This window comes from Pseudomonas sp. E6002, assembly GCF_013385565.1.
Taxonomy (GTDB): domain Bacteria; phylum Pseudomonadota; class Gammaproteobacteria; order Pseudomonadales; family Pseudomonadaceae; genus Aquipseudomonas.
Genome location: NZ_JACAPT010000018.1, coordinates 115,863 through 142,364, shown reverse-complemented (window position 1 = coordinate 142,364; position 26,502 = coordinate 115,863). Strand labels below are relative to the sequence as shown.

At 61.0% G+C, this 26,502-nt stretch carries 28 protein-coding genes, 1 tRNA gene and 1 pseudogene; 23 read left to right on the top strand and 7 right to left on the bottom strand.

Annotated elements, in window-relative coordinates:
* Nucleotides 1-3 precede the first annotated feature (3 nt).
* From HX815_RS16025 to HX815_RS15985, 9 genes are all read left to right on the top strand, one after another.
* Nucleotides 4-762 carry an MBL fold metallo-hydrolase gene (locus tag HX815_RS16025; RefSeq protein WP_003211977.1) on the top strand — a complete coding sequence of 253 codons (759 nt, stop codon included), beginning with the start codon at nt 4-6 and terminating at the stop codon, nt 760-762.
* Nucleotides 763-790: 28 nt separating this feature from the next.
* The gene (purC, locus tag HX815_RS16020) at nt 791-1,504 is read left to right on the top strand and encodes a phosphoribosylaminoimidazolesuccinocarboxamide synthase (RefSeq protein ID WP_003211975.1); all 714 of its coding nucleotides are present in this window, start codon (nt 791-793) and stop codon (nt 1,502-1,504) included.
* Nucleotides 1,505-1,587: 83 nt separating this feature from the next.
* A tRNA-Ser gene (locus tag HX815_RS16015) sits at nt 1,588-1,677 on the top strand.
* A gap of 121 nt (nt 1,678-1,798) precedes the next feature.
* On the top strand, nt 1,799-2,194 hold the full coding sequence (locus HX815_RS16010) for a nucleotidyltransferase domain-containing protein (RefSeq protein WP_087692601.1): 396 nt from the start codon (nt 1,799-1,801) through the stop codon (nt 2,192-2,194).
* Nucleotides 2,184-2,618, top strand: coding sequence for a DUF86 domain-containing protein (locus HX815_RS16005; RefSeq protein ID WP_003211948.1), 435 nt, complete (start codon nt 2,184-2,186; stop codon nt 2,616-2,618). Before HX815_RS16010 ends, HX815_RS16005 begins: the two co-directional genes overlap by 11 nt.
* A 75-nt stretch (nt 2,619-2,693) precedes the next feature.
* A complete protein-coding gene (locus tag HX815_RS16000; RefSeq protein WP_087692600.1) occupies nt 2,694-3,251 on the top strand; it encodes a cytochrome b in 558 nt (185 codons plus the stop codon).
* 43 nt (nt 3,252-3,294) lie between these two features.
* Nucleotides 3,295-3,846, top strand: coding sequence for a tetratricopeptide repeat protein (locus HX815_RS15995; RefSeq protein WP_017479232.1), 552 nt, complete (start codon nt 3,295-3,297; stop codon nt 3,844-3,846).
* 59 nt (nt 3,847-3,905) lie between these two features.
* Complete coding sequence (locus HX815_RS15990) at nt 3,906-4,403, top strand: RNA polymerase sigma factor (RefSeq protein WP_003211943.1); 498 nt, start codon at nt 3,906-3,908, stop codon at nt 4,401-4,403.
* A complete protein-coding gene (locus HX815_RS15985) occupies nt 4,400-5,167 on the top strand; it encodes an anti-sigma factor (protein WP_177028559.1) in 768 nt (255 codons plus the stop codon). Before HX815_RS15990 ends, HX815_RS15985 begins: the two co-directional genes overlap by 4 nt.
* A gap of 2 nt (nt 5,168-5,169) precedes the next feature.
* Here the strand turns inward: HX815_RS15985 and HX815_RS15980 are convergent, their stop codons facing one another.
* The 3 genes from HX815_RS15980 to HX815_RS15970 form a co-directional block, all read right to left on the bottom strand.
* Nucleotides 5,170-6,198 carry an AraC family transcriptional regulator gene (locus HX815_RS15980; protein ID WP_003211939.1) on the bottom strand — a complete coding sequence of 343 codons (1,029 nt, stop codon included), beginning with the start codon at nt 6,196-6,198 and terminating at the stop codon, nt 5,170-5,172.
* A 26-nt stretch (nt 6,199-6,224) separates the two neighbouring features.
* Nucleotides 6,225-7,046, bottom strand: a complete 822-nt coding sequence (locus HX815_RS15975; RefSeq protein ID WP_008437872.1) for an SDR family NAD(P)-dependent oxidoreductase — start codon at nt 7,044-7,046, stop codon at nt 6,225-6,227.
* A 112-nt stretch (nt 7,047-7,158) separates the two neighbouring features.
* A complete protein-coding gene (locus tag HX815_RS15970) occupies nt 7,159-8,100 on the bottom strand; it encodes a LysR family transcriptional regulator (protein WP_003211934.1) in 942 nt (313 codons plus the stop codon).
* A gap of 159 nt (nt 8,101-8,259) precedes the next feature.
* On the opposite strand from HX815_RS15970, the gene HX815_RS15965 reads away from it, so the two are divergent.
* The 5 genes and pseudogenes from HX815_RS15965 to HX815_RS31915 all read left to right on the top strand — a co-directional run bounded on the left by HX815_RS15965 (nt 8,260) and on the right by HX815_RS31915 (nt 13,821).
* Complete coding sequence (locus HX815_RS15965) at nt 8,260-9,570, top strand: MFS transporter (protein WP_177028558.1); 1,311 nt, start codon at nt 8,260-8,262, stop codon at nt 9,568-9,570.
* A 22-nt stretch (nt 9,571-9,592) separates the two neighbouring features.
* Entirely contained in the window at nt 9,593-10,822 is a 1,230-nt protein-coding gene (locus HX815_RS15960; RefSeq protein WP_008437876.1) for a Zn-dependent hydrolase, read from the top strand.
* 168 nt (nt 10,823-10,990) lie between these two features.
* The gene (locus tag HX815_RS15955) at nt 10,991-12,016 is read left to right on the top strand and encodes a histone deacetylase family protein (protein ID WP_177028557.1); all 1,026 of its coding nucleotides are present in this window, start codon (nt 10,991-10,993) and stop codon (nt 12,014-12,016) included.
* Between the two features lie 155 nt (nt 12,017-12,171).
* A pseudogene (locus HX815_RS31920) lies at nt 12,172-12,963 on the top strand (MCP four helix bundle domain-containing protein); the annotation flags it as partial.
* Nucleotides 12,958-13,821: a methyl-accepting chemotaxis protein gene (locus HX815_RS31915; protein WP_371136000.1), complete on the top strand. Its 864-nt coding sequence runs from the start codon at nt 12,958-12,960 to the stop codon at nt 13,819-13,821. The pseudogene HX815_RS31920 and the gene HX815_RS31915, both read left to right, overlap by 6 nt.
* Here HX815_RS31915 and HX815_RS15945 read toward each other — a convergent pair.
* Nucleotides 13,790-14,641: a hypothetical protein gene (locus HX815_RS15945; protein WP_177028555.1), complete on the bottom strand. Its 852-nt coding sequence runs from the start codon at nt 14,639-14,641 to the stop codon at nt 13,790-13,792. The two genes, HX815_RS31915 and HX815_RS15945, sit on opposite strands and share 32 nt — an antisense overlap.
* 665 nt (nt 14,642-15,306) lie before the next feature.
* Between HX815_RS15945 and HX815_RS15940 the strand changes: the two genes are divergently transcribed.
* Nucleotides 15,307-16,209 carry a LysR family transcriptional regulator gene (locus HX815_RS15940; protein WP_008437881.1) on the top strand — a complete coding sequence of 301 codons (903 nt, stop codon included), beginning with the start codon at nt 15,307-15,309 and terminating at the stop codon, nt 16,207-16,209.
* On the opposite strand, the gene HX815_RS15935 is transcribed toward HX815_RS15940, so the two are convergent.
* Entirely contained in the window at nt 16,201-16,959 is a 759-nt protein-coding gene (locus tag HX815_RS15935; protein WP_177028554.1) for a substrate-binding domain-containing protein, read from the bottom strand. The two genes, HX815_RS15940 and HX815_RS15935, sit on opposite strands and share 9 nt — an antisense overlap.
* Nucleotides 16,960-16,971: 12 nt before the next feature.
* Nucleotides 16,972-18,264: an MFS transporter gene (locus tag HX815_RS15930; protein ID WP_003211917.1), complete on the bottom strand. Its 1,293-nt coding sequence runs from the start codon at nt 18,262-18,264 to the stop codon at nt 16,972-16,974.
* Nucleotides 18,265-18,462: 198 nt separating this feature from the next.
* Between HX815_RS15930 and HX815_RS15925 the strand changes: the two genes are divergently transcribed.
* From HX815_RS15925 to HX815_RS15895, 7 genes are all read left to right on the top strand, one after another.
* On the top strand, nt 18,463-18,609 hold the full coding sequence (locus HX815_RS15925) for a hypothetical protein (protein WP_003211914.1): 147 nt from the start codon (nt 18,463-18,465) through the stop codon (nt 18,607-18,609).
* Between the two features lie 416 nt (nt 18,610-19,025).
* A complete protein-coding gene (locus HX815_RS15920; RefSeq protein WP_087692591.1) occupies nt 19,026-19,748 on the top strand; it encodes a GntR family transcriptional regulator in 723 nt (240 codons plus the stop codon).
* On the top strand, nt 19,745-20,533 hold the full coding sequence (locus HX815_RS15915) for an SDR family oxidoreductase (protein WP_087692590.1): 789 nt from the start codon (nt 19,745-19,747) through the stop codon (nt 20,531-20,533). The genes HX815_RS15920 and HX815_RS15915 overlap by 4 nt, the downstream gene beginning before the upstream one ends.
* A gap of 82 nt (nt 20,534-20,615) precedes the next feature.
* Nucleotides 20,616-21,548: a 3-keto-5-aminohexanoate cleavage protein gene (locus HX815_RS15910; RefSeq protein WP_008437904.1), complete on the top strand. Its 933-nt coding sequence runs from the start codon at nt 20,616-20,618 to the stop codon at nt 21,546-21,548.
* Between the two features lie 69 nt (nt 21,549-21,617).
* A complete protein-coding gene (locus HX815_RS15905; RefSeq protein WP_003211906.1) occupies nt 21,618-22,496 on the top strand; it encodes an SMP-30/gluconolactonase/LRE family protein in 879 nt (292 codons plus the stop codon).
* A 75-nt stretch (nt 22,497-22,571) separates the two neighbouring features.
* Complete coding sequence (locus tag HX815_RS15900; RefSeq protein WP_003211904.1) at nt 22,572-23,894, top strand: MFS transporter; 1,323 nt, start codon at nt 22,572-22,574, stop codon at nt 23,892-23,894.
* A 59-nt stretch (nt 23,895-23,953) separates the two neighbouring features.
* The gene (locus HX815_RS15895; RefSeq protein WP_177028553.1) at nt 23,954-25,285 is read left to right on the top strand and encodes an MFS transporter; all 1,332 of its coding nucleotides are present in this window, start codon (nt 23,954-23,956) and stop codon (nt 25,283-25,285) included.
* Here the strand turns inward: HX815_RS15895 and HX815_RS15890 are convergent.
* Complete coding sequence (locus HX815_RS15890) at nt 25,240-25,416, bottom strand: hypothetical protein (RefSeq protein ID WP_162835185.1); 177 nt, start codon at nt 25,414-25,416, stop codon at nt 25,240-25,242. The two genes, HX815_RS15895 and HX815_RS15890, sit on opposite strands and share 46 nt — an antisense overlap.
* A 130-nt stretch (nt 25,417-25,546) precedes the next feature.
* On the opposite strand from HX815_RS15890, the gene HX815_RS15885 reads away from it, so the two are divergent.
* Entirely contained in the window at nt 25,547-26,482 is a 936-nt protein-coding gene (locus HX815_RS15885) for a LysR substrate-binding domain-containing protein (RefSeq protein ID WP_003211897.1), read from the top strand.
* The last annotated feature ends 20 nt before the right edge of the window (nt 26,483-26,502 follow it).

Here is a 26,502-nt window from a genome sequence, read left to right as displayed (position 1 = left end):
CCGATGCGTTTTGCCGTTCTCGGCAGCGGTAGCCAAGGGAACGGCACGCTTGTAGCCCATGACGACACGTACGTCCTGGTGGATTGTGGTTTCTCCCTGCGGGAAACCGAGCGGCGCCTGCTGCGCCTGGGGGTTCACCCCGCGCAGCTGAGCGCGATTCTGGTGACCCACGAACATGCCGACCACGTGCATGGCGTGGGTTTGCTGTCTCGGCGCTACAATCTTCCGGTGTACCTGAGTCGCGGTACCTTGCGCGGGATGCGCAAACCGATCGAACCTGCAGGTTTGCTGGCCGGTGGTGAGCAATTGCAGATCGGTGCCTTGAGCATCGATGTGATTGAAGTGGCCCACGATGCCCAGGAACCGACGCAATACGTATTCAGTGACGGTGAGCGGCGCTTCGGCCTGCTCACCGACCTGGGTTCGTACTGCGCCAAGGTGCTGGACGGTTACCGGGACCTCGACGCATTGATGATCGAGTCCAACCACTGCCGTGACCTGCTTGCGCGTGGCCACTACCCGGCCTTTCTCAAGCAGCGGGTCGGCGGGCAGTTTGGACATTTGAACAACCACCAGGCGGCGTACCTGGTGTATGAGTTGGGCTGGCAAGACCTGCAACACCTGGTCCTGGCCCACCTGAGCAGCAAGAACAACCTGCCGCAGCTGGCCCGGCAATGTTTTGTCGACACCCTTGGGTGCGACCCGGACTGGCTGCAACTGGCCGATCAAGATTCAGGGCTCGACTGGCGACACATCGCCTAGCCCACCTACTTAGCAAGCGGAGCCCATCATGGAAAAACGTGAAGAACTCTACCGCGGCAAAGCCAAATCGGTTTACAAGACCGACGACGCCAACCGCTTGATCCTGCTGTTTCGCAACGACACCTCGGCGTTCGACGGCAAGCGCATCGAACAGCTCGACCGCAAAGGCATGGTGAACAACAAGTTCAACGCCTTTATCATGCAGAAACTCGAAGCGGCCGGCATTCCGACCCAATTCGACAAACTGCTGGGCGACAACGAATGCCTGGTGAAAAAACTCGACATGATCCCGGTCGAGTGCGTCGTGCGTAACTATGCGGCCGGCAGCCTGGTGAAGCGTTTGGGCGTGGAGGAGGGCCTCAAGCTCAACCCCTACACCTTCGAGCTGTTCCTGAAAGACGACGCCAAGGGTGACCCGTTCATCAACGAATCCCACGTGGTGGCATTTGGTTGGGGCACCGCTGAGCAACTGGCTCGCATGAAGGAGCTGTCGCTGAAGGTCAACGACGTCCTGAGCAAACTGTTCGACGACGCCGGCCTGCTGCTGGTGGACTTCAAACTGGAATTCGGCGTGTTCCACGACGGCTCCATCGTCCTGGGCGACGAGTTCAGCCCGGACGGCTGCCGCCTGTGGGACAAAGACACTCGCAAGAAGATGGACAAAGACCGCTTCCGCCAGGGCCTCGGTGATGTCATCGAAGCCTACGAAGAAGTCGCCAATCGTCTCGGCGTACCGCTGTAACCGACGCAAGCATCTGATAGCACGGAAAAAAATCGCTTTGGCGCTTTGCTTCCAGGAAACAGGCTGTTATGATGCGCGCCGTTGGAGAGATGCCAGAGTGGCCGAATGGGACGGATTCGAAATCCGTTGTACCTTCACCGGTACCTAGGGTTCGAATCCCTATCTCTCCGCCATTATTGAAAAATGAAAAACCCCCGATAACTTCAATGTTGTCGGGGGTTTTTTGCTTTCAGTCAGAAACTGCATAATGAATTCTGCTACGGTCTTCGTTAATTGGCGCTTCGGACATCGGTCATGAATTTTAAAAAAGTACTGGCGCATTTGCAGGCTGAAGTTCCCGAGCTATTGGCTGTGTATGTGTTCGGTAGCCAAGTGACGGGTGAGGCAGGTAGTGAGAGTGATCTGGATGTTGCGGTCCTTTCTGCGGGAGTGGTCGAGCCTTTATTGCTATGGCAGCTTTCTGGGGAGTTGGCCGATATCGTTGGAGTTCCCGTCGACTTGCTTGATTTGCGCGCAGCCTCAACGGTAATGCAATACCAAGTATTGACCACTGGGCGTCGGCTCTGGTCCGGGAACGTCCAGGCGGGTCTATTCGAGAGCTACGTCCTGAGCGAAAAAACCGCGCTGGACACGGCAAGGGCTGAGTTGTTGGCGGATATCCAGAAGGAAGGGAAAGTTTATGGTCGATGATGTTCTCATCAATAAAGCAGCCAGTATTGAGCGTTGCGTTGCGCGCGCCCGTCAGGAATACGATAAGGATCCCACCAGCTTCACCACCGATTTCACGCGCCAGGATGCGGCGATTTTGAATATTCAGCGTGCCTGTGAGGCAGCGCTGGACATGGGCCAGCACTTGATTCGTCGTGAGCGCCTGGGTGTTCCACAAGGAGCTCGTGACGTGTTTGAGTTGTTATGTCAGGGCGGTTGGGTCAATCCTGCGTTGCTGACCAACCTGAAGAACATGGTCGGGTTCCGTAACATTGCTGTTCACGAGTACCAGACGCTTCAATTGCCGATTACTGTAGCGATCATTACAAAACACCTGGATGAGTTTCTAGCATTTAGTTCGCATATTTTGACCAAGGATGCGGGGTTGGAAAATAAACAAGTCTAATCTGTAAATTTTCCATCCCTCTGAATAAGTTTTCCTGCTGCGGTGTTCACCACACAGACCACTCAGGAAACGCCCATGAACAATCCCGCCGACCGCTACGACCGCCTGACCCGCACCTTCCACTGGCTGACCGCCGCCCTGGTGATCTTCATGTTCGCCAGCGCCCACGTCTGGGAAAACCTGGAAAAAGGCACGCCACTGCGCAAGGGCCTGCAATCGGTCCATATCTCCCTGGGCATCGCCATGGCGGTGCTGATCGCTGCACGTATCCTCTGGCGTGTGTTCGGCGGCAATCACCCAAAGGCCGACAATCACCCTGCGCTTAACGTGGCCGCCAAAATCGCCCACGGCTGTCTATACCTGTTGTTACTGACGCAGGTGACCCTGGGCTTCCTGTTCCGCTGGGCCCAGGGCGAGCCCTTCAACTTTTTCGGACTGTTCCCGGTGCCAGCGCCTTTTGTGATCGATCACGAATTGCGAGGCACTCTGGGTGGCCTGCACAACAATGTCGCCTGGGCGATCATCGTACTCGCCGGGCTGCATGCCTGCGCCGCGCTGTGGCATCACTACATCCAGCGCGACAGCACGTTGCGCCGCATGCTGCCGGCCCCTCGTGGCGATCTTCCCTACTGAGTTTGCTGCTGTACTTTCCCTATCGTTACGGAGCATGAATGCCATGAAGAATCGTCCCGAGCACGCCGTTGGTTACCGCACCGCTTTGTTCTTCGGCGCCTGTATGGCCGCCGCGCTATTGGCCGGCCAGGCCCATGCCTCCGGTGACGAATCGGCGCCGCCCAAGCCCAACTGCCCCAAAGGCCAGGTCTGGGATACCAAGACCGGCAAGTGCGTGCTGCAAACCAGCAAGGCCACGTCGGACGCCGACCGCACCGACTACGCCTACCGCCTGGCCAAGGACGGGCGTTACGAAGAAGCCCTGTCACTGCTCGACACCCTGCAAAACCCGAACACCGCCAAGGCCCTGAACTACCGCGGCTACGCCACCCGCAAACTGGGGCGCACCGATGAAGGCATCAGCTACTACCTGAAGTCCGTGGCACTGGACCCCAACTACGCACAAGTCCGGGAGTACCTGGGGGAGGCCTACGTCATCAAGGGCCGTGTGGACCTGGCCCAGGAGCAACTGGTGAAGATCAAGGCGTTGTGCAGCACCACCTGCGAAGAGTACGAAGACCTGGCTGAAGCCATCGCCGCCGCGCCTCAGGCTTGAACCTGTGAGCGAACAGCCGGGAGATTGCCATCACCACAGACGCTGAGTTGCGCCGAGAGTTGAGCCAGCTGTTGCCACGTTTATGGCGATACGGGCTGGTGCTGTCGCGACAAAAGCATGTGGCTGATGACCTGGTGCAAGCCACCTGCGTGCGGGCGTTGGAGCGTGCAGGCCAGTTCGTGGCTGGCACGCGGCTGGACCGCTGGTTGCTGACGATCATGCATTCGATCTGGCTTAACGAATTGCGCGCCCAGCGAGTACGGCAAGGGCAGGGGTTTGTCGACGCCGAGCAGGCGTTGTCGTTCGACGGTGAAGCCCTGGCTCAGGACCAGGTCCTGGCCGCGCAGGTGATCAAGCGCGTCAATGCATTACCCGAAGCGCAGCGGGAGACTGTTTTTCTGGCCTACGTCGAAGGCCTCTCATACAAGGAAATTGCCGAAGTCCTGCATATTCCCGTAGGAACGGTGATGAGCCGGTTGGCCGCTGCGCGCATGAAGCTGGCTGAAACTGCGCACTCAAGCGGCTTGTTGGATAAATCGAGCGGAGAACGACGATGACTCAAAATACACCACCGTCGGATGAACTGCTGGTGGCTTACCTGGACGGTGAGTTAGACCCTCGGCAGCGCCAGCTTATCGATAACCTGCTGGGGATCGATCCTGCCGTGACAGCCCGCTTGGAGCTGCTCAAGCGCGGCCACTTGCCGTTCAAATCAGCCTTCGATTCGGTTCTCGATCAAGCCCCTACAGAGCGTTTGCAGGTGATGCTCGATGCCTTGCCGCCGGCACAAACACCCACCCTGAGTCGACGCAAATTTCTCGCGGTAGCAGCAAGCTTTGCGGTGGCCGGTGTGGTCGCTGATCGCTTGTTCATGACCTGGCCCCGGCCTGAGCCCGGTTCGGGCTGGCGTGCCTCGGTGGCCGAATACATGGCGCTGTATACGCCCCAGACCCTGGAAAACCTCAGCGCCGATCCCGACTCCCATATCGCCCAGCTGAGTTCGGTCGGGACCCAGCTCGGCCTGTCGTTGAACCCGGATGCAGTACACCTGCCTGGCGCCGAATTTCGCCGCGCACAAATCCTCGATTATGACGGCGTACTGATCGGCCAACTGACCTACCTCGACGCGCGCCACGGCCCGCTGGCGCTGTGCATTACGGCGGCGAAAAAAGGTGCGGTGGCCATGGCCACCGAACAGCGCCGGGGCATGAACGTGGTGTTTTGGTCCAGCCCGTCCCATGCGTTCATGTTGATTGGCAGAAACCCGTTCGAGGATTTGCAGATCATGGCGCGCAGTGCCGAGAAGGCTTTGTCGGCATAGCTTCAATGAGACGATGAGGGCGTCTGCAACGCCCGCCACCGAGCCGGCGTCGTCCCCTCCCAGGAACGAAACGCACGATAAAACGAGTTGGTATCTTCATAGCCCACCAGGCACGCGATCTCGTCTATCTCAATCGACGGCTCGGTGAGCAGATGCCGCACCACTTCCTGGCGGGTTTCCAGCATCAGTTGCCGAAAACTGGTGCCGGCCTCGGTAATGCGCCGTTGCAACGTGCGTTCGCTCATGCCCAGTTCCCGCGCTACCTCGACCATCTCGGGGCGGCCACTGGCCAGGAAGCGCTTGAGGGTGATCTTGACCTGATGGCTGATGCTGGCCGGTGTCGAGGCCTCGGCAAGCGCTGCCACTAGGCCCGGGTTCAGCATTTCGAGCATTTGCGGGTTGTACCCCGGAAAAGGTCGGTCCAGATCGGCGGCGTCCAGTATCAGCGCGTTGCGCCCGGCACCAAAACGCACGGAGCAACCGAAAAACTCGGCCAGTGCACGGCTGCCATCGTCCGGGCGAACCAGTTCGACCTGCAGGGGAGTGATCTGCGTCCGTGCTCCCCGTCGCCCCAATTCAACAAACGTCGCAAACGCCGCATCCACCAGCAGCGCAGGCGGTAATTCTGGCGTGTGCAACCAGTCGATGGTCACCGTACAGGCACGGCCATCCTCGCAAACCAGCAGGCGCTCGGGTGTGCACAATTGCTTGAAGCGGGCGAGGCGGTGCAGGCCATCGCGATAATCCCGGGCGATAAAAGCGGCAAAGCTGGAGGGTGGAAGCGCAGTGATATCCAGCCGCGTCACCAGTAATATCCCGACAGCCGGATCAGGATTAAGTATGCGCACCGCCTCCCACAAGCGAAAGAACTCCAGCGTCGTCACCTGCCGCCGGTCTCGCCGCTCGCGGATATGCAGGGTCATGGGCAAGCGTGCCTGACGCAACACCACCGACGGCTCCAGCCCGACGCTCTGCAGCGCCAGCCAGAACACATCCGGTATGTTGAAACGGGGTTGGGTCACGTCAGGCATGCGGCACCTTTTTCAAAAGCGTGAGATTAATCCGAGGCTGACACGCTGAGGTCATGCCACTTCTTATCCGACTCGGCCAAATCTGCGGCTGCACGGGCGGCGTATTGCACGGCATCGCTGCCGATCAGCAAGCGTAGCGGGGCGTCTTTGTTCAGTGCCAGCTCCAGCACGATTTCGGCAACCCGGTCCGGACCCGTCGGCAGGATGCCGGGGGAGTTGAGCAATTCAACCAGGGCGCCGACCGTTTGTTGGTAGGGCTCACTGATGGCCGGAATCGTCATGGAACTGCCCGACCAGTCCGTGCGCATGCCGCCCGGCTCCAGCACGGTCACCTGGATGCCCAGTGGTGTGACTTCCTGTGCCAGTACTGTGGAAAATCCACCGACTGCCCATTTCGCACTCTGATACGCGGCCAGGCCGGCCATGCCGATGCGGCCACCCAACGACGATACCTGGAAGATATGCCCACGGCCCTGGGCGCGCAGCACCGGCACCACCGCCTTGCTCACGTGCACCACACCATAGAAGTTGGTGCTGATCTGCGCGGAAAAATCCTCCAGCGTCACATCTTCCACCGACGCCAGGTCACCGTAGCCGGCGTTATTGACCACCACATCCAGGCGACCAAAATGTTTCACCGCGGCATCCACCGCTTCCAGCACCTGCTGGTTATTGGTCACGTCCAGCGTGACCGGATAAATCGCCTCGCCGTATTCGGCCACCAAGTCATCCAACTGCTTGGGATTGCGCGCGGTGGCAACCACACGATCACCGGCGCGCAGGGCGGCTACGGTAATCGAGCGGCCGAGGCCGCGGGAACTGCCGGTGATAAACCATATCCTGGACATTCGAACACCTCTTCGTTTGAGACTGCGGGAGTAACTTGTGAACGAATGATGGTCGACGGGCCTCTCTCATACACTAGCAAGAGGCCGCCAAGTGACTTGCATATCACGCCATTTATTCTGCGGCCAACCGTGCCGACAGGCTTTCGATAAACACCGTCTCCGCCCGGCTCATCTTCTGCTCACGGTTCCACAGCAGGTGGATATCCACGTCGGTAATCCCTTCGTCTGGCGGCAAGCGCCAGAGCAACCCATGCTTCACATCCTCGGCCACCACATGAATCGGCAGGCAGCCCAGGCCAAACCCGGCAATCACCAGGCGCCGCACTTCCTCCAGGCTGGAGGACGACGCCACGATGCGCCCGCTGAAGCCCTGCTGGTCGCGAAAGATCGTCAACGGCGAGAGCATCCCGCCGATCTGGTCGCTGGTAAAACTCACGAAGTTCTCCGACTGCAAATCTCCCTCCGCCAGCCCGGTGCGTCCGAACAACGGGTGATGCCGCCCGCAAAAAAATGCATAACGCTGACGCAGGAACAGGTGCTGCTCCAGCCGTGGTTGCGGCCGGCGATTGAGGCTCAGGCCCAGCGTCGCGGTTTTCTCCAGCAGGGCGGCGACGATGTCAGAGCTGCGCATCACCTCAACGTCCAGGTCGACCCGGGGATGCTGGCGATGGAAGTCCGCCAGGAAGTCATCAAAGGTGTCCGAACTGATCCGGCTGATCATCAGCAACCGCACTTTGCCAAGCACCTCGTCGCCAGGCTTTTGCAGGGCGTTGCTCATCTGCGAGACCTGGCCATACATCTCGCCGGCGATCGCGAAAATCTGCTCGCCGGCTTCGGTCAGCACGAAGCGCGGGCCGCGCCGGGCGATCAACTGGCAGTCGAGCTGTTCTTCCAGGCGCTTGAGCGCCTGGCTGATGGCCGGCTGGGTGAGGTGCAGGCGGGCGGCGGCGCGACTGATGCTCAACTCCTGGCCGATCACCCGGAAGGTGCGCAACAGGTTCCAGTCCAGGCGGTCATTGAGCAGCGGATGAACATCGCGGCGATTTTCAGGCATGTCGACAGCTCGATAATAAGCAGGATTTATAATCGGAATAATAAATAGAAAATTGACTAATCATAGGGCCGAGACGAAAAATCACCCTCAACCAGCGCCATCAGAGCGCGTGCGCCAGACCTTTCTCCTGCCAAAAAAATAACCAAAGGAGCCAGCCCCATGAAGCCTTCCGCTTCGCCGCAGCCGCGCCGTGCCGCGGCCGCCGCTTTCATCGGCACCATGATCGAGTGGTACGACTTTTACATCTACGCCACCGCCGCCGCGCTGGTGTTCGGTCAATTGTTCTTCCCTTCCGACGACAAACTGTTCAGCACCATGGCCGCGTTCGGCACCTTTGCCGTGGGCTTTTTCGCCCGGCCATTGGGCGGCATTGTGTTTGGGCATATCGGTGACCGTATCGGTCGCAAGAAATCCCTGGTGATCACGCTGGTGATGATGGGCGTGGTCACCGTATGTATCGGCCTGTTGCCGACCTACGCGCAGATCGGCGTCGCGGCGCCGGTGTTGCTGGTGCTGCTGCGCATCGTGCAGGGCATCGCCGTTGGCGGCGAGTGGGGCGGGGCGGTGCTGATGGCCGGCGAACATGCACCCAAAGGCCGTCGCAATTTCTTTGCCTCCTTTGCGCAACTGGGTAGCCCGGCGGGTTTGATCCTGTCGTTGCTGGCCTTCAGTGCGGTAACCCGTCTGCCGGAAGCCGACCTGCTCAGTTGGGGCTGGCGCGTGCCGTTCCTGGCCAGTGCCTTGTTGTTGATCGTCGGCCTGGCGATCCGCCTGGGCGTCAACGAATCCCCCGAGTTCTTGGAAGACAAAGCCAAGGCCGAAAAGGCCCGGACCATCACTCAGGATCAGGCCCCGGTCATCGAAGTGCTGAAAACGGCCTGGCGCCCGCTGCTGCTGTGCATCGGTGCCAACACCCTGGGGATTGCCGGGGTGTATTTCACCAACACCTTCATGATTGCCTACACCACCCAGCAACTTAACCTGCCGCGCTCGTTGATTCTGGAATGCCTGTTTGTCGTGGCCATCATCCAGTTCTGTGTCCAGCCGCTGGCGGCCTGGGTGGCGGAGAAGGTCGGTGCCACTCGTTTTCTGTGTGCGATGAGCGTGCTTGCGATGGCCTCGCCTTATCCGATGTTCGTGCTTGTCAGCAGCGGCCAGGCGCCATTGATCATCCTCGGCATCGCCCTGGCCGTGGTGTGCATGGCCTCGTTTTATGCGGTGATTGCCGGCTTCGTCAGCGGCTTGTTCGAAACCCGCGTGCGCTACACCGCCATCTCCCTGGCCTACCAAGTGTGCGGCGCACTGGCCGGTGGCCTCACGCCGTTGATCGGCACCTGGCTGGCCCATGAATACCAGGGCCAGTGGTGGCCGATGGCAGTGTTCTACAGCGCGATCGCGGGGGTTTCGCTGCTGTGCGTACTTGCGTTGTCCCGGCGTCACGCCACCGCCCACCGTCTTGAAATGGCTTGAAGCGTTTGATTGGAGAATGTGTATGTTGAAGATTAATGGCGAGCGCCTGTGGGCCAGCCTGATGGCCATGGCCGAAATCGGCGCCACGGCCCGCGGTGGCAGTTGCCGCCTGGCGTTGAGCGCCGAAGACCAGGCGGGCCGCGCACTGTTCAGCCGCTGGTGTGAAGAGGCCGGGCTGACCCTGAGCGTCGATGCCATCGGCAACCTGTTCGCCCGCCGGGCTGGCACCGACCCTGAAGCTGCGCCGGTGATGATGGGCAGCCACCTCGACACCCAGCCGGAAGGCGGGCGCTTTGATGGCGTCTATGGTGTGCTGGCCGGACTGGAAGTGATCCGCAGCCTCGACGACCACGGCATCAAGACCCGCAAACCACTGGAAATCGCGGTATGGACCAACGAGGAGGGCGCCCGGTTTACCCCGGCCATGCTCGGCTCGGCGGTGTTCACTGGCACCTTGGCGTTGGATAACGCGCTGGCCACCCGGGATGTCGCCGGTGTCAGCGTGGCGGATGCGTTGCGCAGCACCGGCTACAACGGCCAGCGCCCATTGGGCGGCGCGGTGGATGCGTATTTTGAAGCGCACATCGAGCAAGGTCCTATTCTGGAAGACAACGCCAAGAGCATTGGCGTGGTCACCGGTGGGCAGGCGATTCGCTGGCTCGACGTGCGCGTGGAAGGCATGGCCGCCCATGCCGGGACCACGCCGATGCCACTGCGCAAGGACGCCTTGTACGGCGCCGCGCAGATGATCCAGTCGCTGGAAAACCTGGCGGCTGATTTTGCGCCTGAGGGCCTCACGACCGTGGGTGAATTGAGCATCGCCAAGTCGTCGCGCAACACCATTCCCGGCCTGCTGAATTTTACCGTCGACCTGCGCCATCACCGCGACGCCGACATAGAAGCCATGGAGCAACAGGTGCGCACCCGCTTGCAGGATATCGCTGCCCAACGTGGTCTGAGCGTCACCGTCAGCCCGCACTGGATCAGCCCGGCGACACCGTTTGATGCCGAGTGTGTCGCCTGTGTGCAGTCCGCCGTGGATGCGTTGGGCTATGCCCAGCAATCGATTGTCAGCGGTGCTGGCCATGACGCCATCCACCTGGCGCGGTTCTGCCCCACGGCGATGGTCTTTATCCCGTGTGTGGGCGGCTTGAGTCATAACGAAGCCGAAGATGTGCTGCCCGAGGACGTTCGCCAGGGTACCGATGTATTGCTCAATGCCGTGTTGAAACGTGCCGGCCAGGCTAATTAACGAAACATTTCTGCAAGGTTGAACACGATCAAAATGTAGGAGCTGGCTTGCCTGCGATAGCGGTGGTTCAGGCAACAAATTTGTATCTGAGCCACCGCAATCGCAGGCAAGCCAGCTCCTACAGGTCCGGTGTTCAATCGCAGATGTGTGCCCATCAGGAGAAATCCCATGCGTACTTATTTCCACCCCGAACAACTCCTGCACCATCCTCGCAGCTACTACTCCCGTGGCCAGATGCGTACCCCGCAGGAAGTCCCGGAGCGCGCCCGCAATCTGCTGCTGGCCGCGCAAAACCTGGGCTTCGACATCCAGCAACCCCACGACCAGGGCCTTGATCCACTGCTGGCTGTGCACGGTGCGGCCTACCTGGCCTTCCTCCAGGAAGCCCACCAGCGCTGGAAAGAAATCCCCGAAGACTGGGGCGACGAAGTCATGTCCAACATCTTCGTGCGCGAGCCCAACGCCCTGCGCGGCATCCTTGCCCAGGCGGCGCGCTACCTCGCCGACGGCAGTTGCCCGATTGGCGAACTCACCTGGCGCTCGGCCTATTGGTCCGCCCAAAGCGCCGTCGCTGCCTCCCGGGACATCCTCGACGGCGCACCCGCGGCCTACGCGCTGTGCCGCCCGCCAGGCCACCACGCGCGTTTTGATGCAGCCGGTGGGTTCTGCTATATCAACAACGCGGCGGTTGCGGCGCAGGCGTTGCGCGCTGGCTTCGAGCGCGTCGCCGTACTCGACACCGACATGCACCATGGGCAAGGCATCCAGGAGATTTTCTACGAGCGTGATGACGTGCTGTACGTGTCGATTCATGGCGACCCGACCAACTTCTATCCGGGGGTTGCAGGCTTTGCGGAGGAGCGCGGCGCAGCCAAGGGGGAAGGCTTCAACCTCAACCTGCCAATGGCGCATGGCGCGAGTGAGGCGGTGTTTTTCCAAAAGCTGGAACTGGCATTGAAGGCAGTGAAGGACTTCTCGGCGGACGTGCTGGTGTTGTCGCTGGGGTTCGATATCTACGAGCTGGATCCGCAAAGCAAAGTGGCGGTGACGCGGGAAGGATTTGCGCGGCTGGGGGAGTGCATTCGTGGATTGGGGTTGCCGTGTGTGATCGTGCAGGAGGGCGGGTATCACCTGGAAACGCTGGACAGTAATGCTCAGGCTTTTTTTGCAAGTGCGCAGGCGTGGTCAATGTAACCCGCTGAATAAAGCGCCCCGGACTGCCTTGGAAATACATTCAAGGCGCGTCCGACCCGTGGGCCTTTTACGTCGATAATTTATATCTCTTAACTTCTGGTCGACACCCCTAAAGTCCCGCCCTGACTGGCCGAAACTCTGTCATACGATGTCGTATGCCCATAATGAGAACAATCGCCATGTCGCTCCGCAGCCTGTCCATCGCCCGCCGTGCGGGTCTCGGTTTTGCCTTGATTGCCTTGCTCGTGGCGCTGTTGGGGTTCTTTGCGCTCTCGAACATGGCAAGCATCCGCGAAAGCGCCGTGCAGGTTGAAAGTGGCCTGGTGCCGAAAATGCGCCTGGTCTCGGATATCCGCGAAATCATGCTGCGCATCCGCACTATTTCCCTGCGCATGGCCCTTGATCCCAATCCCGCGAGCCTCTCGCAATACCGTAGCCAGATGGACACCCGCAGCCAGGATCTGACGAAGAAACTGGCCGACCTGAATGCGGTGATTGATACCCCCGAGGTACGCAATCTTTATGATCAGTTCCAGGTCTCCCTGCGTCAGTATCAGCAAGGTCTCACTCAGTCATTCATCCTCGCCGACAAGCAGCAGACCGCCGAGCTGAACAAGTTGCTGCTGGTGGACATGAAGACCGTGGTCGACGGTTCCGGCAATCAGCTCAATGCCCTGGCCGACTATTACAACGCCCAGATAAACCTGCAGGGCCAGACGGCCGAGTTGCAGTACAGCCGCTCGCGCACGATGGTCTTCGGCTTCGTGCTGCTGGCGGCGTTGAGCACCGTGGCCTTGGCCTGGTTGCTGACGCGTAGCATTGTCGGCCCGCTCAGCCACGCGGTGCGTGCCGCCGAAAACGTCGCTCAAGGCGACCTGACCCAGACCGTTGACGTCACCGGCGATGACGAAGTGACCCGCCTGCTGGTGGCACTGCAGAGCATGCAAGGCAGCCTGCGCAGTACCTTGCAGCTGATTCGCCAGTCGGCCGGGCAGATGGCGGCATCGGCCACCGACCTCAACGGCATCACCGACCAGAGCCGCCGTAGCCTGCAAAAGCAGACCGCTGAAATCGAGCAAGCCGCCACCGCGGTCAACGAGATGACCTCGGCCGCCGATGAGGTGGCACGTAATGCGGTCTCCACTTCCGAATCCACCCGGCTCTCCAATGAAACGGCCCGTGACGGCCAGCAGCGCGTCGGCGAAACCGTCAGTGCGATTCAGGCGTTGAGTACCAACATCGGTGAAACCTCGAGCCTGGTGCAAAACCTCGCCGATCAATCGCGGGACATCGGCAAGGTGCTCGATGTGATTCGCTCCATCGCCGAGCAGACCAACCTGTTGGCCCTGAACGCCGCCATCGAGGCGGCGCGTGCCGGTGAGTCCGGGCGTGGCTTTGCCGTGGTGGCCGACGAAGTGCGTGCGCTGGCCCATCGCACCCAGCAATCGACCCTGGAAATCGACCAGATGGTCACCGCGATGCGCAGTGGCTCCAGCGAGGCACTGACCTCAATGCAATCGAGCACCCAGCGGGCCAGCGAAACCTTGATCCTGGCCGAAGGCGCCGGTGGAGCCTTGAGCCAGATCACCGACTCCATCGACCAGATTCACCAGCGCAACCTGGTCATCGCCAGCGCCGCCGAGGAGCAGGCGCAGGTGGCCAAGGAAGTGGATCGCAACATCGTCAATATTCGTGACCTGTCTGCGCAGTCGTCTTCGGGAGCGGGGCAGATCAACGGGTCGAGCCAAGAGCTGGCGCGCTTGGCCGTGTCGCTCAATGAGGCGGTGGCGCGGTTTCAGCTGTAACCGGGTCTACCCGTGCCACGGAGGGCACCAGTTCCAGGATACGGTCACGGCCACCTTCGGCCACCAGGTACGTTCCCTTCGTCGTACGCACAATCGACTGTGGCGCCTTCAGGAAAGACAGGATCGTCTGCTGGCGTCCTTGCTTGTCGATCAACAACAAACGCGCACGGTGGGTTGAATCCTCGTTGATCCATAACCCGCGTTCATCGCACATCAGGAAGGTGGGTTTGTTCAAATGGCTCAGTACCACCGGGTCGCTACCGTCGATGGTCAGCTCTCGCACCACGCCCTTCTTCTTTTCTGTGTAGAGCATGCGCCCATCCGTGCAGCGAACAATCGACTCGCCTTCGCTGAGTTGGTCACGCACGACGCTCAAGGTCCTGTCGCTCCAGTGATAGCGCAGAATCCGCGCCCTGACCTTGCGGTCTTCGATGGCATACAGGTACTCGCCGTCGTCCCACAGCCCTTGCACGCTGTCTCCCCTGAACAGCTCAGTGACGACGCCGTCCTTGAGGAAACTGACCGGCGCGCCATCCACTTCCTGGCTGAACACCCAGCCGCCCTGAGTGGCGACCATGCCATCGGGCTTGGATAGTTTTCCTACAACCAGCTCGCGTTTTCCGTCGGGCAATATGCGCACGATACTGCCAAGCCCATCGCTCAATTCCTGGCTCACCATCAGCGAACCGTCGGGCATCGGCATCAGTGATGCGGCCTTTGCTACGTCTCGGTGGACGACATGAACACTCCAGTCTTCGGCTGCACTGACCGGGTAGAAGCTTTGCCAGGCGAAGAAGCCCAAAGCTGCAAGGCAGAGCAAACCCAGGAGCCACAACCCCGCTCGAAGCGCTCGATAGAGAGGCGCAGGGCTGGAAGTCCTTTTTATTGTTTCATCCATTGATTGCGTTACCAGTCTGTATTCGTGAGTGGAAAAGATTGCCGCTGCGGTTGATTGTCGTCGTCATCCTGCAAGAGGCTCTAAGTAGGAATTTTCCCGCATAAAGAATTTCCTTTATACCCATGCATGAGTGGTGCGAGAAACATAAAGGGACCGCAGGCATACAGCGGGGATTTGGCAGGAGGCGAGTTGCACATAGGCAATTTCAGTGGGAGTGGAACTACAGCCCATACAGTCATTCCGCACCATTCACGTTTGGTAGGTTGTGGTCGGGTGTTGGTGTGAGCATCTTTATCATCGGGAAGGGCTAGATGGATCCCTACGCATCCAGTAAGACAAATCAGCAGTGTTGTGCTGACAACTGTTTTTCCCATGTTAGACCTGTGAGGTGGTACCTAAGAGCTGTCAGTATTGACGCTTTTCAGAAGTCTCGTTTCCAACCTACGCAAATTCCCTGCTGATATGTATGACCGCATATTTTCCGTAGGGTTATTGGCTAATCCCGAGTCTGTGGCCCGCGCCAATAGCATCCCGCCAGCCTCCATACGATAATGCCCGCCACATCTGCTCAACCAATGGCTGCCCCCGTGATCATCAACTTCGACCTCAACGACCTCCAAGCCTTCCGCGCCGTCGTAGACAAGGGCAGTTTCCGTGCGGCGGCCGAAGCCATCCGTATCTCCCAGCCGGCCCTCAGCCGGCGTATCGAGAAGCTCGAATCCGCCCTCGACGTCAAACTCTTCGAACGCACCACGCGCCGGGTCAGCCTGACCATGGTCGGCCGCGCGTTCCTGCCGCAAGTCGAGCGCATGCTCGATGACCTGGACATCGCCCTGATGGGCATCAGCAACGTCGCCTCGACCCGTATGGGCAATGTCACCATCGCCTGTGTGCCGTCCACCGCGTACTACTTCATGCCCCACGTGATCTCCGAATTCCACAAGCTCTATCCGAAGATTCGCCTGCGGGTCCTGGACGCGAGTGCGGGCGAGGTGTGTGCGGCGGTGGAAAGTGGCGAGGCGGATTTCGGCGTGAGTTTCAGCGGCAGCCTGGCAGACGGGGTGGAGTTCGAGCTGCTGTTGCAGGAGCGTTATGTACTGGCCTGTCGCCGGGAGCATCCGCTGGCGGACCGCGCCAGTGTGACGTGGGCCGAGGCGTACGAGCACGACTACATCACCGTGGACAAGACCTCAGGCAACCGCTTCCTGCTGGACCAGGCCCTGCGCGGCGTGCGGGTGAAGAAACCAAGCATCTGCGAAACCCATCACGTGACGACCATGATCGGGCTGGTGGAGGCGGGGCTTGGGGTGGCGATGGTGCCGTCGATTGCGATGCCGGGCGGCGAACATCCGATTCTGACGAGCGTGCCGCTGGTGGAGCCGGAGGTGGTGCGCAACGTGGGATTGATCAAGCGCCGCGGGCGTACGTTGACGCCGGCGGCACTGGAACTGGAGCGGTTGACGCGGGAGATGCCGTTCCGGTCAGTGTGAGACCGAATCCAGGCCGGTGGATTGCACCACCGGTTGCGCCTGGGGCGAGGCGAGGAATTGCAGGAGCTTTTTCGCCTGCGCCGGGTGCTGCGCATTTACCGGAATGCCGGCGGCAAAACGGGTGACGGACTGCACGTCTTCGGGGATCTTTCCGACGTAGGTCACGCCTGGAATCGGCAGCAGTTCGGACACCTGTTGCAAGCCCACTTCGTAATCACCCTTGGCCACCTGTGAGGCCACCGGGATGCGTTCGATCATGGTGCCCTTGGACGGCATGCCGAGCTTCTTGAACAGTTCCTTTTCGACGTAGACGCCGCTGGCGCTGTCCGAGTACGCGACGGATTTGGCGTTGGTCAGTACCGTCTTCAGTTCGGCATCGGTGGCAATCGAGGGCTTGGCCGCGCCTTCCCTGACCACCAGGCCGATGCGCGAGTCCGCCAGTTCAACGCGGGACGCCTTGTCGACCTTGCCTTGCTTGATCAGCTCATCCAATGCGTAGCCGACCATGATCACCACGTCGGCGTGTTCGCCACGGGCCAGGCGGTTGGGAATCGCTTCCGGCGCCTTGCCCATCGACGGGCCGAGGATGGTGTCGAGGGTGTCGCCGCTCTGGGTGGCGTATTGCGCACCCAGCACCTTGTAGGCAGCGGTGAAGCCGCCGGAGGTCATGACTTTCAGCTCTTCGGCGTGGGCGACCATCGCCAGGGAACCGATCGCCAGTACCGCCAGTGTTTTCAGCATGGGGTTCATCAGTGCGACTCCTCAGGCAACTTGCAGACGGGCGCTGGCGCGGCGATACAGTGCGAACGTCGCGCACAGGGCGCACAGCGCGGCGAACATCAGCCAGTAGGCGGGCGATGCCTTGTCGCCCGTCTCGTGGATAAACCAGGTGGAAATCGCCGGGGTAAAACCGCCGAAGATCGCGGTCGCCAGGCTATAGGCCAGGGAGAAGCCCGCCACACGCACTTCCACCGGCATGATCTCGGTCAGGGCCGGGATCATGGCACCGTTGTACATGCCGTAGAGGAAGGAGAACCACAGCAGGGTTTCCAGCATGTGCGCGAAGCTTGGCGCATTGACCACGTAGGAAAGTGCCGGGTAAGCGGTCAGCACAGTCAAAGCGGTCATGGCGATCAGCACCGGCTTGCGGCCAAAACGGTCACTGAGGGTGCCGCCGATGGGCAGCCAGATGAAGTTCGACACGGCCACCAGCAAGGTCACCAGCAGGGCGTCGGCGGTGGTCAGGTTGAGTACGGTTTTGCCGAAGGTGGGTGCGTACACGGTGATCAGGTAGAAGGCCGTGGTGGTCATCGCCACCATCATCATGCCGCCGATCACGATGGTCCAGTTCTTCACCAGGGTGGCCAGCACTTCGCGCATGGTCGGGCGATGCTTGCGGTTGGCGAACTCTTCGGTTTCCTGCAGGTTGCGGCGCAGGACGAAGATGAACGGGATGATCACGCAGCCGATGGCGAACGGAATGCGCCAGCCCCAATCGGCAACCACGGCTGGTTCCATCCACTGGTTCAGGCCATAACCCAGGGCGGCCGCGACCACGATGGAGATCTGCTGGCTACCCGATTGCCAGCTGGTATAGAAACCCTTGCGGCCCGGGGTGGCCATTTCGGCCAGGTACACCGACACGCCGCCCAGTTCGGCACCGGCCGAGAAACCTTGCAACAGCCGGCCCATCAGCACCAGCAGCGGTGCCCACAAACCAATGGTGTGATAGCCGGGCACCAGCACGATCAGCAGGGTGCCACTGGCCATGATCGCCAGGGTCACGATCAAGCCTTTGCGACGGCCCACATCATCGATGTACGCGCCGAGGATGATAGCCCCCAGCGGACGCATCAAAAAGCCCGCGCCGAACACGGCGAAGGTCATCATTAATGACGCAAATTCATTAGCGGCAGGGAAGAAGGCGGCGGCGATATAGGTGGCATAGAAACCGAACAGAAAGAAGTCGAACTGTTCGAGAAAGTTGCCGGAGGTGACGCGAAAGACCGCGCCGACTTTGGAGCGGGCAGAGTCAGGCCGTGAAGGGTTTTGCATTTTCTTGTGTCTCCAGCGTTCTTTTTAAAGTGCTTGTTTCGCTTAAGACCGCGGATAGTGGCTGACACATTTGGAAATGATAAGTGAGTTGTTTACATGTATTGATGCGTCGTGGTTATCAATTGCCGGATGCACACAAAACCGCTCCCTCATCTATGCTTGCCCAGTGTGTCCAATTCTTACGGATGGGAGGTGGGTATGAGCAACGAACAGAAGCAGCGCGAAGAGTTGGAGCAGGAGCGGGCGAGGAAGCTTCGCGAGGAAGAAAAGCCGCAGACCTGGAAGCATCCGGACGATGGCACCGAGCTGTCCGAGCGCGATCAGGAGCGTCCGCTCAGGCCTTGATGCAGGCATTTCATTGTGGCGAGGGAGCTTGCTGTGGCGAGGGAGCTTGCTCCCGCTGGGCTGCGAAGCGGCCCCAAGATTTTTGGGAGCGCTTCGCACTGGAGCGCCAGCCCGGTCCAGCGGGAGCAAGCTCCCTCGCCACATTACGATTCACTGAATCGGCATTCCCAACTCCACCAGCGTGCCATCTGGGCACCGCACACTAGAAACAACCTTTGCGCCTCCCCACGCCGCCCTTGAAGTTCATCCCGCCCTGCGAAGCAGAGGGTGGTGTCGCCGGTATCCCGCTCGCCATAGATCCCTGATTAATACCGTCGACGGCGACTGAAGCCATACCGTCAACGGGAAACTATTTGACATATTTGATTTGTGATCACATATTGGAGCCATAAGAACGACAACACAGGTTTTGACTCATGACAGATGGCCCGCTACTCCTTCCGACCTTGCGCCAAGTGTCCCGCGATACCTTGCAAGACCAGGTCTATCGCCAGATCCGCGAAGCCTTGATGAGTGGTCGTTTCCAGCCCGGCCAGAAACTCACCATCCGCGGCCTCGCCGAAGCCCTCGGCTCCAGCCCCATGCCAGTGCGCGAAGCCCTCCAGCGCCTCAGCGCCGAAAACGCCTTTGAAGTCACCGAAACCTCCCGCCTGCGGGTACGCATGATGACGGTCGAACGCCTGCGGGAAATCCGCGATGCGCGGGTCGCCCTGGAAGGTTTGCTGGCAGAAAAGGCCGTATTGCTCCTGGAAAAAACCGACCTCGACGAAATCTCCGACCTCTGCCAACAGATGCAACAGGCCGCCGACGAAGTCGACGTTTCCCGCTACCTGTGGACCAACTTCGCCTTTCACCGTCGGATCTATGCCGTCGCCCAGGCCGAATTGACCATGGCCGCCGTGGAAAACTTCTGGCTGCACATGGGCCCGTGTTTTGCCCTGGTCGCCCCCGATAAAGCTCACTTGCAACGCTCGATGGAGGCGCATACGCGCATCGTCGAAGCCCTGGCCGCCCGCGATGGCGCCGGTGCCCGCGCGGCCGTGACCGATGACATCATGCAGGCCGCCGATTCCCTGGCGCGCCTGCTCGTCAAGAACGACCGTTCGCGGTCGTCTGTTTCAGGAGGTAAACGTGCATGAGTGTCCTACAGCGGCTGCAGCCCTATCCTGGGTTACGTGTGTTGATTTCCGGCGGGGCTGCCGGCATCGGTGAAGTGTTGGCGGCGGCCTATCTGGAGGCGGGTGCCAAGGTGCATGTGTGTGATGTCAGCGAAGCGGCCCTGGCGGCGTTTCGCGACAAGTACCCGGGCACTGTCGCCACCCGTGCCGACGTGAGCGATGCCGCGCAGATCGAGGCGGTGTTCCAGGTGCAGCGCGAGCAATTCGGCGGGCTGGATGTGCTGGTCAACAACGCCGGGATTGCCGGGCCCACCGGCGGCATCGACGCCATCAGCGATGCCGAGTGGCAAGCCACGATCAATATCAACCTGACGGCGCAATACCGCTTTGCCCACCACGCGGTGCCGATGCTCAAGGAATCGTCCCACGGCCATCTGCTGCATATCGCCTCGGTCGCCGGGCGCCTCGGCTACGCCTGGCGCACGCCGTATGCGGCGACCAAATGGGCCATCGTCGGCCTGATGAAATCCCTGGCCTCGGAGCTGGGTGAAAGCGACATCCGCGTCAACGCCTTGCTGCCCGGCATCGTTGAAGGCCCGCGCATGGACGGCGTGATCCGCGCCCGTGCCGAACAGGTCGGTGTGCCGGAAGCCGAGATGCGCCAGGAATACCTGAACAAGATCTCCCTCAAGCGCATGGTCACCGCCGAAGACGTCGCGGCCATGGCCTTGTTTCTCTGCTCGCCTGCCGCCCGCAATGTCACCGGCCAGGCGATCAGTGTCGACGGTAACGTCGAGTACCTGTAGGCCGCGTCAGCGTTAAGCCAGGGAAGAACACACAAGTTACACCCGGGATTTTTTTCATAAGAATAAAAGTCGGAGAATCGTCATGTCCAAAAATCGTCCTGTGATCATCACCTGCGCCGTCACCGGTGCCATCCATACGCCGTCGATGTCGCCGCATTTGCCGATCACCGCGCAGGAAATTGCCGACGCCGCCATCGGTGCCGCCGAAGCCGGCGCCGCCATTGTCCACCTGCATGCCCGTGATCCCATCGATGGCCGTCCCAGCCAGGACCCCGCGCTGTTCGCCGAATTCCTGCCGCACATCAAGGCCGCCAGCGACGTGGTGATCAATATCACCACCGGCGGCGCACCGACCATGGGCGTCGAAGAACGCCTGCAACCGGTGATGCAGTTCAAGCCGGAACTGGCCTCGCTGAACATGGGCTCGATGAACTTCGGCCTGTACGAAATGCTCAACCGCTTCACCGAGTTCAAGCATGACTGGGAGCGTCCGTACCTGGAAGAAAGCGACGACCGGATCTTTCGCAATACCTTCCGCGACATTACCCACATCCTCAATTCCTGCGCCGAGAACCGCACCCGTTTTGAAATCGAGTGCTACGACATCGGCCACCTGTACACCGCCGCCCATTTCCTGGAGCGCGGCCTGCTGAAACCACCGTTGTTTATCCAGTCGGTATTCGGTTTGCGCGGTGGCATCGGCGGGCACCCGGAAGACCTGGCCCATATGCGCCGCACCGCCGACCGCCTGTTTGGCGACGACTACGTGTGGTCGATCCTCGGCGCCGGCCGTGGGCAGATTCCGCTGGCCACCATGGGCCTGTCCATGGGCAGCAACGCCCGGGTCGGCCTGGAGGATTCGCTGTGGGATGGCCCGGGCAAACTGGCCGCGTCCAACGCCGACCAGGTACGGCGCATTCGCACAGTGATCGAAGCCCTCGGCCATCAGGTCGCCACGCCGGATGAAGCGCGGGAAATCCTCGGGCTCAAGGGGCGTGACCAGGTCAATTTCTAAGTGATAAACCGGCCGCGTCACGGCGCGGCCATGCCCATCCCGCACAACAACAAAAAAGGGGATAACACCATGCGTATCGAAGTGCTTGTGGACGTGAAGACCACCCTGGGCGAAGGCCCGGTGTGGGACGTCGAACAACAACGGTTGTACTGGATCGACAGCGCCGACGGCCGGATCCTGCGCTGCACCGAGGATGGGCGCGAATTGCGCGCCTGGGATGTGGGCCAGAAAATCGGCTCCATGGCCCTGCGCCATAGCGGCGAGCAAGCCATCGTCGCCCTGCAAAACGGCGTGCACCTCCTGGACCTCAACAGCGGCGAACTGGCCCTGGTGATCGACCCGGAACCCGCACTGCCCAACAACCGCCTCAACGACGGCAAGGTCGACCGCCAGGGGCGCTTTGTCTTCGGCTCCATGGACACCCTCGAAGACAGCGCCAGCGCCAAACTCTACCGCCTCGACGCGGACCTGAGCCTGCACACCCTGGACGAAGGCATCATCGTGTCCAACGGTCCGTGCTGGAGCCCGGCGGGCGATACGTTCTACTTTTGCGACACTTGGTCCGGCGAGATCTGGGCCTATGACTACGACCCAGCCAGCGGCGCGGTGAGCAATCGACGCACCTTCGCCAAGGTCGATACCAGCGGCGGTGGCGCTGCCGACGGCTGCACCGTGGATGCCGAAGGCTGCCTGTGGCAGGCGCTGGTCTATGCCGGAAAACTGGTGCGCTACACGCCCGACGGCCAGGTCGACCGGATCATCCAGATGCCGGTGAAAAAGGTCACCAGCCTGACCTTTGGCGGGCCGAACCTGGACACCCTGTTTGTCACCTCCATGGCCAAGCCACCGTTGCCGCGTTTCCCGGCCGACGGTCAGCAGCGCGGGGCGCTTTTTGCGATCACCGGGCTGGGCGTGCAAGGAATAGCCGAGCGACGGTTCGCCAGCTAGCGCGTTTTTTTCAACAAGGCACTTTCCTTTCGCAACCTTGTGTCAGTGCGCGCCCTCGCGCGCCTGGAGAAACCCATGGCAACCTTGAAAAAAGCCTCGCTGCGCAGTATTCACCGGCACTCCTGGGTGTCGCTGCTGGTGTGCTGGATGATCTGGATCCTCAACGCCTACGACCGTGAGATCGTGCTGCGCCTGGGGCCGACCATCTCCAAGCATTTCGATTTGTCGGCCGACCAGTGGGGCACGATGGCCACGGTGATCATGCTGGCCCTGGCCCTGCTGGATATTCCCGGCTCGATGTGGAGTGACCGCTACGGCGGTGGCTGGAAACGTGCGCGGTTCCAGGTGCCGCTGGTGCTGGGCTACACGGCTATTTCGTTCCTCTCCGGGTTCAAGGCCCTGAGCGGCAACCTCGCGACCTTTATCGCGCTGCGGGTTGGCGTCAACCTCGGCGCAGGCTGGGGCGAGCCGGTGGGCGTGAGCAACACCGCCGAATGGTGGCCGGTGGAGCGTCGTGGTTTTGCCCTTGGCGCGCACCACACCGGTTACCCGATCGGCGCCATGCTCAGTGGCATCGTCGCCAGCTTTGTCATCAGCACCTTCGGTGAAGACAACTGGCGCTACGTGTTCTTCTTCGCGTTCGTGGTGGCGTTGCCGCTGATGATTTTCTGGGCGCGCTATTCCACCGCCGAACGCATCACCGCGCTGTACGTCGACATCGCCGCCAAGGGCATGACCCCGCCGGACAACGCACCGGCCAGCCAAGTGAAGGGCCACGCCTGGCGCACCTTTATCGCCACGTTGCGCAACCGCAATATCGCCCTGACGGCGGGTAATACGATGCTGACCCAAGTGGTGTACATGGGCGTCAACATCGTGCTGCCGGCCTACCTGTACAACATCGCCGGGCTGTCCCTGGCCGAGTCGGCGGGGATGAGCGTGGTGTTCACCTTGACCGGGATTCTCGGGCAACTGGTGTGGCCGTCGCTGTCGGACATCATTGGCCGGCGCGTCACCCTGATCATCTGCGGGGTGTGGATGGCGGCCAGTGTCGGTGCGTTCTACTTCGCCAATACCCTGACCCTGATCATCGTCGTGCAACTGCTGTTCGGCCTGGTGGCCAACGCAGTGTGGCCGATCTACTACGCGGTGGCCTGCGACTCGGCCGAGCCGTCGGCGACCTCCACCGCCAACGGCATCATCACCACCGCGATGTTTATCGGTGGCGGCCTGGCGCCGGTGCTGATGGGCAGCCTGATTGCCATGGGCGGCGGCTGGACCACCTTGCACGGCTACACGGTGTGCTTCTTCGTGATGGCCGGCTGTGCCCTGGGCGGGGCGCTGCTGCAACTGTTTTCCCATCGCCCGCCGGCGCTGGTTGCGCAACTCGAACCCTAGAACAACACCGATGCGTCCCCCAGCCGTTGCGCTGGCGGGGCGCCAAGAGGAATTGCCCGATGAAGACTGCCAACACCGCCCGTGAACCACGGGAGTTGAACAAACTGATGTTCGTCAAGCTGATGCCCTTGCTGGTCATCGCCTACGTGCTGAGCTTCCTGGACCGCACCAACATCGCCTTGGCCAAGCACCATCTTGACGTTGACCTGGGGATTTCAGCAGCGGCCTATGGCCTGGGCGCCGGGCTGTTTTTCCTGACCTATGCACTGTCGGAAATCCCCAGCAACCTGATCATGCACAAGGTCGGCGCGCGGTTCTGGATAGCCCGGATCATGGTGACCTGGGGCCTGATTTCGGCGGCCATGGCGTTCGTCCAGGGTGAGACCTCGTTCTATATCCTGCGCCTGCTGCTGGGCATTGCCGAAGCCGGCCTGTTTCCCGGGGTGATGCTGTACCTCACCTACTGGTTCAACCGCGAGCAACGGGCGCGGGCTACCGGGTATTTCCTACTCGGCGTGTGTTTTGCCAACATCATCGGTGGCCCGGTGGGCGCGGCGTTGATGCGCATGGACGGGCTGCTCGGCTGGCACGGCTGGCAGTGGATGTTCCTGCTCGAAGGGCTGCCGGCGGTCGCGTTTGCCTGGGTGGTGTGGTGCAAGTTGCCGGACCGTCCGAGCAAGGCGCCATGGCTCTCGGCCGCAGAGGCGCGCGGGATTGAACAGCGCATCGCGATGGAGACCGAAGAGGGCGCAGGCGAGGGCGGGCATTCCCTGAAGAACTGGCTGACACCGCAGATCCTGCTGGCGATCTTTGTGTATTTTTGCCATCAGATCACCATCTACACCGTGATCTTTTTCCTGCCGAGCATCATCAGCAAATACGGTGAATTGAGCACCATGAGCGTCGGCTTGCTGACCTCATTGCCGTGGATTGCCGCAGCGGCCGGCGCTGTATTGCTGCCGCGCTTTGCGACCACGCCCACCCGTGCCCGACGGCTGTTGATTACCGGTTTGCTGACCATGGCGTTGGGGCTGGGGATTGCCTCGGTGTCGGGGCCGGTGTTCAGCCTGCTGGGCTTTTGTGTGTCGGCGGTGATGTTCTTTGTGGTGCAGTCGATCATCTTTCTCTACCCGGCCTCGCGCCTCAAGGGCGTGGCGCTGGCGGGCGGGCTGGGCTTCGTCAATGCCTGCGGATTGCTCGGCGGGTTTGTCGGGCCGTCGGTGATGGGCGCGATCGAGATGAGCACCGGCAATGCCACGAATGGCTTGAAAGTGATTGCCGTGGTGCTGGTGGTGGCCGCGTTGGCCGCCTTGCGTTTGCGTCAGGGGCAGGAGCAGGAGCCCGGTCACACCAGCAACGAGGTAGGAAACCCCGAAGCCAGCACCAGGTAAGCCACGACTGCCGCCAGGCACAAACCGACAAATACCCGTAACAGTGTCCTGGCGGTGGGATGAGCGATGAATTTGATGGCCCAGAGCAAAATCCCGGCAACCAGGACGCTCAAGGCAGAAATGACCAGCACGATGGTGTTCTCGCAAGCCTTGGAAGCTGCTTTATAGTCCCAAAGGCCCGTGTTGAACAGTGTGCGCATAGACGCAGGGCCCCGGGTGTTTCTAAACTGCGACTTATCCAGGGCAGTGGGGCGGTCGCCGATGAATCGCAATGAATTACGCAAGGCCGACATCAATTTGATGGTGGTCTTTGAAACCTTGATGCTCGAACGCAACGTGACCCGGGTGGCGGAGAAGCTGTTTCTCGGGCAACCCACCATCAGTTCGGCCCTCAACCGCCTGCGTACGTTGTTCAATGACCCGCTGTTCATTCGTGTCGGCCATCGGATGGAACCTACCGCGCGGGCCGAGGAAATCATCAAGCACCTGTCGCCGGCCCTCGACTCCTTGTCGTCGGCCCTGAGCCTGACCCACGATTTCGACCCGTCCATCAGCACCATGACCTTTCGCATCGGCCTGTCCGATGACGTCGAGTTCGGCCTGCTGCCGCCGCTGCTGCGCGCCTTGCGCCAGGAAGCGCCGCAGGTGGTGTTCGTGGTGCAGCATGTGGATTACTGGCGCATCCCGGACCTGCTGGGTTCCGGGGATATCACCGTCGGCATCACCCAGACCCGCGGCCTGCCGGCCAATGCCAAGCGCAAATTATTGCGGCATATCCGCCCGTGCCTGCTGCGGGCGGATGCCTCGGACAAACCCCTGACCCTCGACGAATATTGCGCACGGCCCCATGTGCTGGTGTCCCACACCGCCAACGTGTCCGGGTTTGCCGATGAGTGGCTGGCGGAAATCGGTCGCAAGCGCCACGTGGTGCTCTCGGTGCCGCAATACAGCGCATTGCCGGCGCTGCTCGCCGGCACCGACATGATCGCCAGCCTGCCGGATTACACCGCCCAGGCCATGGCCGCCGGAGGCAATCTGTTCTGTGAACCGTTCCCGTTCGAAACCCCGACCCTGGACTTGTCGATGGTCTGGCTCAGCCACGTTGACACCGATCCGGCGGAGCGCTGGATGCGTTCGCGGCTGGAGGCGTTCATGAGCGAGCGGGACATGCTGCCGGTGGTCGCACCCAAATCTTGAGATAAAACCTTCAGGGAGAT

What these genes read in the sequence shown, in the direction of transcription:
- HX815_RS16025 (WP_003211977.1), top strand. Translation starts at nt 4, where the DNA reads ATGCGTTTTGCCGTTCTCGGCAGCGGTAGCCAAGGGAACGGCACGCTT.
- purC (WP_003211975.1), top strand. Translation starts at nt 791, where the DNA reads ATGGAAAAACGTGAAGAACTCTACCGCGGCAAAGCCAAATCGGTTTAC.
- HX815_RS16010 (WP_087692601.1), top strand. Translation starts at nt 1,799, where the DNA reads ATGAATTTTAAAAAAGTACTGGCGCATTTGCAGGCTGAAGTTCCCGAG.
- HX815_RS16005 (WP_003211948.1), top strand. Translation starts at nt 2,184, where the DNA reads ATGGTCGATGATGTTCTCATCAATAAAGCAGCCAGTATTGAGCGTTGC.
- HX815_RS16000 (WP_087692600.1), top strand. Translation starts at nt 2,694, where the DNA reads ATGAACAATCCCGCCGACCGCTACGACCGCCTGACCCGCACCTTCCAC.
- HX815_RS15995 (WP_017479232.1), top strand. Translation starts at nt 3,295, where the DNA reads ATGAAGAATCGTCCCGAGCACGCCGTTGGTTACCGCACCGCTTTGTTC.
- HX815_RS15985 (WP_177028559.1), top strand. Translation starts at nt 4,400, where the DNA reads ATGACTCAAAATACACCACCGTCGGATGAACTGCTGGTGGCTTACCTG.
- HX815_RS15980 (WP_003211939.1), bottom strand. Translation starts at nt 6,198, where the DNA reads ATGCCTGACGTGACCCAACCCCGTTTCAACATACCGGATGTGTTCTGG.
- HX815_RS15975 (WP_008437872.1), bottom strand. Translation starts at nt 7,046, where the DNA reads ATGTCCAGGATATGGTTTATCACCGGCAGTTCCCGCGGCCTCGGCCGC.
- HX815_RS15970 (WP_003211934.1), bottom strand. Translation starts at nt 8,100, where the DNA reads ATGCCTGAAAATCGCCGCGATGTTCATCCGCTGCTCAATGACCGCCTG.
- HX815_RS15965 (WP_177028558.1), top strand. Translation starts at nt 8,260, where the DNA reads ATGAAGCCTTCCGCTTCGCCGCAGCCGCGCCGTGCCGCGGCCGCCGCT.
- HX815_RS15960 (WP_008437876.1), top strand. Translation starts at nt 9,593, where the DNA reads ATGTTGAAGATTAATGGCGAGCGCCTGTGGGCCAGCCTGATGGCCATG.
- HX815_RS15955 (WP_177028557.1), top strand. Translation starts at nt 10,991, where the DNA reads ATGCGTACTTATTTCCACCCCGAACAACTCCTGCACCATCCTCGCAGC.
- HX815_RS31915 (WP_371136000.1), top strand. Translation starts at nt 12,958, where the DNA reads ATGCAAGGCAGCCTGCGCAGTACCTTGCAGCTGATTCGCCAGTCGGCC.
- HX815_RS15935 (WP_177028554.1), bottom strand. Translation starts at nt 16,959, where the DNA reads ATGAACCCCATGCTGAAAACACTGGCGGTACTGGCGATCGGTTCCCTG.
- HX815_RS15930 (WP_003211917.1), bottom strand. Translation starts at nt 18,264, where the DNA reads ATGCAAAACCCTTCACGGCCTGACTCTGCCCGCTCCAAAGTCGGCGCG.
- HX815_RS15925 (WP_003211914.1), top strand. Translation starts at nt 18,463, where the DNA reads ATGAGCAACGAACAGAAGCAGCGCGAAGAGTTGGAGCAGGAGCGGGCG.
- HX815_RS15920 (WP_087692591.1), top strand. Translation starts at nt 19,026, where the DNA reads ATGACAGATGGCCCGCTACTCCTTCCGACCTTGCGCCAAGTGTCCCGC.
- HX815_RS15915 (WP_087692590.1), top strand. Translation starts at nt 19,745, where the DNA reads ATGAGTGTCCTACAGCGGCTGCAGCCCTATCCTGGGTTACGTGTGTTG.
- HX815_RS15910 (WP_008437904.1), top strand. Translation starts at nt 20,616, where the DNA reads ATGTCCAAAAATCGTCCTGTGATCATCACCTGCGCCGTCACCGGTGCC.
- HX815_RS15905 (WP_003211906.1), top strand. Translation starts at nt 21,618, where the DNA reads ATGCGTATCGAAGTGCTTGTGGACGTGAAGACCACCCTGGGCGAAGGC.
- HX815_RS15900 (WP_003211904.1), top strand. Translation starts at nt 22,572, where the DNA reads ATGGCAACCTTGAAAAAAGCCTCGCTGCGCAGTATTCACCGGCACTCC.
- HX815_RS15895 (WP_177028553.1), top strand. Translation starts at nt 23,954, where the DNA reads ATGAAGACTGCCAACACCGCCCGTGAACCACGGGAGTTGAACAAACTG.
- HX815_RS15885 (WP_003211897.1), top strand. Translation starts at nt 25,547, where the DNA reads ATGAATCGCAATGAATTACGCAAGGCCGACATCAATTTGATGGTGGTC.